Genomic DNA, 5020 nt, shown 5'->3' on the forward strand with positions numbered 1-5020 from the left:
ACGTCTTTTGTGGCCAGTGAACGCGCGGGCGAGAGCCCGCTGCAGGGGTTGACCTGGCCGTTGCCATCAGACCCTAGCCGGCAGGCCCGAACCCCGCAGGGATTCGGCGGAGCTTACCGGCAAGGCCGGTTAGCGCAGTGGGGCTGACGACCCGGCAGCGCCGGGGAGCCGGAGGGGGCCATCAGGTTTTTTGCTACTAATTTCCATAAGTGTCAGAACCGGATGAGAGAATGACGTTAGTAAACCGGACGACAGCATACGAATATTACAATGAAAACTATTTGTAAAGAGCATGGGATACTTCAAACCGAGAAAACAACTAAACCGAATAATTCGATTCAAGAACATCAATTTTATTCATCGTATTTAGGTGAAAAAATACTTATTTCTTTGGTCCAGATACCGAAGCCATCAATATCAAGAGTAAACTCAATGGGTAACTTCCTGTCTTTATATTCAGCTGGTATCACCCGAATATTTTTAACACTTTTCACACAATTCAATGGGGTATATTTCTTCCCTGTTATTGAGTCACAATATGGTATGCAAGATAAACGAATAACTTCTAACTTAACCAATTTATCTAGCCACGTTGTTCCATCAAATTCATGGAAAAATTGTCTTATTCGTGAGCCAAGTGTTGGATGGAGACTAATTTCACCTCTAATTGTGGAAAGGCTCATGTATATGTTTTGAGGCAAGGCATCAAACCCCGATATCATAGCAAAATCACCATTGCTATTTACAAATAAATCTCCTGTAGTGAACACATCGAAATCCATTGGGAGGCTATAGCAATTGATGCGTGGAGTATCTTTTTCAACAGGGACGATTACTTCATAGCCATCTGGTAACTTATTTAACTTTATTGGCGCTGATATTAAGCGCCCTTCACCAATCTGGTTAACAAGAATAAATTTTTCTTCGGAAGGGATGGATTGAAATCTCTCGTTGAAAGATATCAGCTTAGATAAATCACCAGTGAAGAAGTTGGAAAATTTTATAACCCACTCATTGCTCGAAAATCCAGCGAACTCTCCAAAAGCAATAATATCTATACCTATTGCAATAAAGTCATTATGCTTGGTTGATGATGGCGAACCATTACTCACTTCATATTTAATATTTTCCTCATGCTTTTTTTTCATTTCCTTAAGAACATCTGCTGTATATATAACTTCATCTTTATCAATTAAAACGCTATGAGTTTGGCACATCCAGATACCATTACTTATGTCCTTCCTCTCAGCTGATGTTTGATTAGGATCATATCGCCTTGCTAAGGGCCCAGGAGCTGCAGCATGTATGTGTGCACCTACCCCAATATTTGTGATAGACGTTAAAGATTCCTCACTGGGCCCAACAGTAAGCTGATTACAGCCGGGAAATGAGCACCTATAACCTGCCCTTTGTGCTAGTGCTCTTACAGTGGTTTGGCTGAAATTATCGCGTGTTTTAGACATGCTTAAAGCCTTTAAAAAATAATTCTGACGGAATCATTAAGCTTGCTTTTCAGCAGCATTTAAAAAAAGGCAAATTGAAGATGCCTCATACGCTGCATATTAGCAGTTAATGATGAACCCAAACAATAGGTAGGTGTATGATGGCTAACGATATTTTCATCATTAAGAAGTGTACTATCAATACGTTAAGAATCACTATTCATTATTGAATATTGCAGATATAAAATTCTTTTTACTGTCAGGTTTTCGCACATAACGGAAATAGGCTACCTGTATGTGTGACTTTGCCATCAGACCCTAGCCGGCAGGCCCGAACCCCGCAGGGATTCGGCGGAGCTTACCGGCGCAGCCGGTTAGCGCAGTGGGGCTGACGACCCGGCAACGCCGGGGAGCCGGAGGGGGCCATCAGGCTGTTTATGCCGTTGACCTTCATGGACAGAAAAACGGAGAAGCAGCTGCAGCACAGAACAGGGATTAACAGCAGCAGGAAGCAGAGAGAGAAGACCGTGAGACAGCGTCCCGGAGAGANCAGGGATTAACAGCAGCAGGAAGCAGAGAGAGAAGACCGTGAGACAGCGTCCCGGAGAGAGAAAGCGCAGGCGAAGGGAGAGAGACGGTACGTCAGCACCGTCTTCCCCCGGCCCGCAGGGCCGCCCGCTTTTCAGACGCGGCCAGTGCAGGCAACAAGCCGGACACGATGCGCCCGGCTTAACAGGATCAGGGTCGGCACGTCAGCAGCACGGGCAGCGCGAACTGGTCATTCATTCTGCTGAAGGCGCTCATTTCACCTGCCAGAATGCTGATGTCGAGCATCACGCGCCATAACGGTTCGTCGTGCCACTCCCACGTATCGATATGCCTGCATGACACAAATCGCTTCAGCCAGGTCAGAACCAGTGACTGCAGATCGCTTTCATAAATGTCCTGGCCCTGCCAGTGAACGTACCAGCGCCCTGCTGTCTGCGGCGTATGAAATACCAGCTCCAGCGCCGCCTGCGCTAGGCGGTTTTGATAGCGTCTGCGTTTCTGTTCGCGCTCACGGGATTCCCGATTGTGTTCCCTGTTCTGACGCAGTGAGAGCCGCTTTTCCCGTCGCTCCGTTAAACGGGCGGAGGTCAGAGGAAACAGCCTTGAGCCAGTATCCTGCGACAGTGGCGAGGGACAGCGCTCGCCACGTGAGGCGATAAGCGTATCGAGCGCAGCCAGGTATTCCCGCGCGGGTGGCGCGGCACGATCGCCAGGCGAGTATTCCGGCATAACCCGGCGCAGCTGGTCGGCCTTAATGGTGCGTGTCCCGCAGTAATGGCGCATGAACGCGCTGGCGTAGGGGTGTGCGCCGCGAGCTGCTCTACCCTGCAGGCGCTTTTCGACCTCAGCAATCGCCAGACTGATGGCAAAGGAGTACGGGCAGGCCGGAACAAGTGAAAGATGACGGGGAATAGTGTTCATGGTTTTTCTCCTTGTCTTTAATGACCGCCCCGGAGGGCGGTCTGTCGCTGTCAGCCTTCGCTGCCCGTTTCGTCTGCGCTTTTATTTTCTGCTGCAGGCCGCAGAGGTTTCATCCACGCGGGCACCCAGCGCGAGTCCTTCATGACCTCTTCGGCAAACTCAGCCGCGTCGCCTTTCTTCATTTTCTCCGCGTCGCTGGCGTTGCCCGTTTTGCCTGCCTCCGTCAGTGCCCCGGCAATCTGCTCTTTACTGATGCGCTTAAAGAAGCCTTCAGCGGTCGGCTGCCACCACTCTGCCAGGTCAAAGCCCAGCGCCGTTTCCAGCGTATCCAGATTGCTGGTCTGGCTGCGCCCATAGACGCGGTCCTGAAAGCAGCACACCGCCGTGGCGCTGCAGAATCCCTGCAGCTGCAGCACTTCGTCAGTGCTCCAGCCCATCAGCCAGCGGAAGTCTTGCGACCAGTTTTCAGGGAGTTTTGCCTCCCACTGCGCCTTTTGCGCCTGAAGAAACTGCCAGGCTTTTGTCTCCTCCTTCGCAAACGTTGCGGCAACCAGCGCGGTGCTGTTATCCGTGAGGCTGATTTTCATTGGGGTCCCTTCATAACTTTTATGGCTGAAGGTGCTGCGGCAAAGTGTCCAGGTGAGCATGGCAAGCGCAATTTCCGGCTCCGTGCTCAGCGCCGCCTGTACGGCCAGCGAACGCTCGCAGGACATCGAGCGGACCAGCGTCGCGGAGTAGTTTTCGGAAAGGGTCTGCAGATCGCCTTTGTTTTCGGGTTTTTCTTTTTTGGGCAGATCGGCCCGACGCTGAACCCCGCGCTGAATGAAGCAGCTGCCGCGCTCAAAGCAGATCATCGCTCCAACCTTATCCTTGTCCGCGCCTGCCCAGCTGCGCTTCAGGCCCGTTTCTTCCAGGGCGGCGATCTGCTTTCTCAGCGTCACGTCCAGCGCGTCATCTTCTGAAAGCTTCAGCTGTGCCCGCAGCTCGCTCAACTCGGTGTCTTCTTCCGGCGTCAACTCCGGGCAGCGCTCCGGCAGCAAGTGATACGTTTTTGTCACCTCGCTGCTCCAGCTTTGTAAACGGCTGTCCATCCTGACCTCTGCCCAGGCAAACCCCTCCTCCTTTTGCACGGCGTCGGCAATCTGCTGCAGTTTCTGCAGCGTCAGCTGCTCAACCAGCGCCGTGTCGATATAGCCCTCGTCCTCACTACTGAACAGGTCAGCACGAATGGAACCGCCCGCCGCGAGATAGGCATCTTTGCCGATGAAGTTAAACTTTGGAGAGTGGCTGATCGCAGTCTCGGAGGAGGTAATCAGCTTGCGAATGAGTTCGGCGGAGGCGTTGTAGTACCCGGAGGCCTGCTCCCATACTTCCAGCTGGCGTTCATGCGTGTCGGCCAGCGCCAGCGCCTGACACTGCTCAAGCGTGATTTTATCAGCGGCCAGCTCGTCAAGAATGGCAGGAGCAAGGTCGATAAGCTTCAGACAGCGCTGAACATGGCGCGAGCTGTAGCCCATCAGGTCACCAATTTGTGCCGGCGTTTTGCCCTCGTCTGCCAGTGCCCGGAATCCGGCGATTTGCTCGGCGGGGTGCATATCCTCACGCTCGCCGTTTTCGACCATCGAGGCCGCGCGCGCCAGCTCCTCCGTGACGCGCTTGACCGGGATCAGCTGATCGGGCTGATACACACCCTGTGACAGCAGCAGCTGCAGAGCGGTGAGACGACGACCGCCGCAGGCTACGCCCAGCATCCCGTCAGCCATGTCATGCGTGATCAGGTTATGCAGCAGGCCGACATTTTTGATGGTGGCGGCAAGCGACTCAATGCGCGACTGCACATAGACCCTGCTGCGCACATTGAGGGGGGAAACCACCAGTCGTGAAAGCGGGATCATCTCGATGTCGATTTTTTCCAGCGCCTGCTCGACCGCCGCCGCTGCAGCTTTGTCAGCCTTCGCGGGACGACGTGGTTTTTTGGTTTTTAAAGATGATGATTCTTTAGATTCTGAAGCCGTGGTGTTGACGTTCTGCTGTGACATGTTGTGTCTCCCGTGTGGTTTAAGTGATGTTTCTCTGAGTTCCTCGCCGTGAGGGCAGAACGGGCGACC

The 5020-nt window shown here is 52.7% G+C and carries 3 protein-coding genes; all 3 read right to left on the bottom strand.

Features of this window, described 5'->3' with window-relative positions; translation table 11 throughout:
* Positions 1-353 precede the first annotated feature (353 nt).
* Positions 354-1463, bottom strand: a complete 1110-nt coding sequence (locus tag ACPUC7_RS24145; RefSeq protein WP_494924828.1) for a hypothetical protein — start codon at positions 1461-1463, stop codon at positions 354-356.
* A gap of 717 nt (positions 1464-2180) precedes the next feature.
* Positions 2181-2912 (bottom strand): plasmid SOS inhibition protein A, encoded by a 732-nt coding sequence (locus ACPUC7_RS24150; RefSeq protein ID WP_494924829.1) that lies wholly within the window; start codon positions 2910-2912, stop codon positions 2181-2183.
* Positions 2913-2962: 50 nt separating this feature from the next.
* Entirely contained in the window at positions 2963-4951 is a 1989-nt protein-coding gene (locus ACPUC7_RS24155; RefSeq protein ID WP_494924830.1) for a ParB/RepB/Spo0J family partition protein, read from the bottom strand.
* Positions 4952-5020 lie beyond the last annotated feature (69 nt).

The organism is Pantoea sp. CFCC18179, assembly GCF_059412405.1.

What these genes read in the sequence shown, in the direction of transcription:
- ACPUC7_RS24150 (WP_494924829.1), bottom strand. Translation starts at nt 2,912, where the DNA reads ATGAACACTATTCCCCGTCATCTTTCACTTGTTCCGGCCTGCCCGTAC.
- ACPUC7_RS24155 (WP_494924830.1), bottom strand. Translation starts at nt 4,951, where the DNA reads ATGTCACAGCAGAACGTCAACACCACGGCTTCAGAATCTAAAGAATCA.
- ACPUC7_RS24145 (WP_494924828.1), bottom strand. Translation starts at nt 1,463, where the DNA reads ATGTCTAAAACACGCGATAATTTCAGCCAAACCACTGTAAGAGCACTA.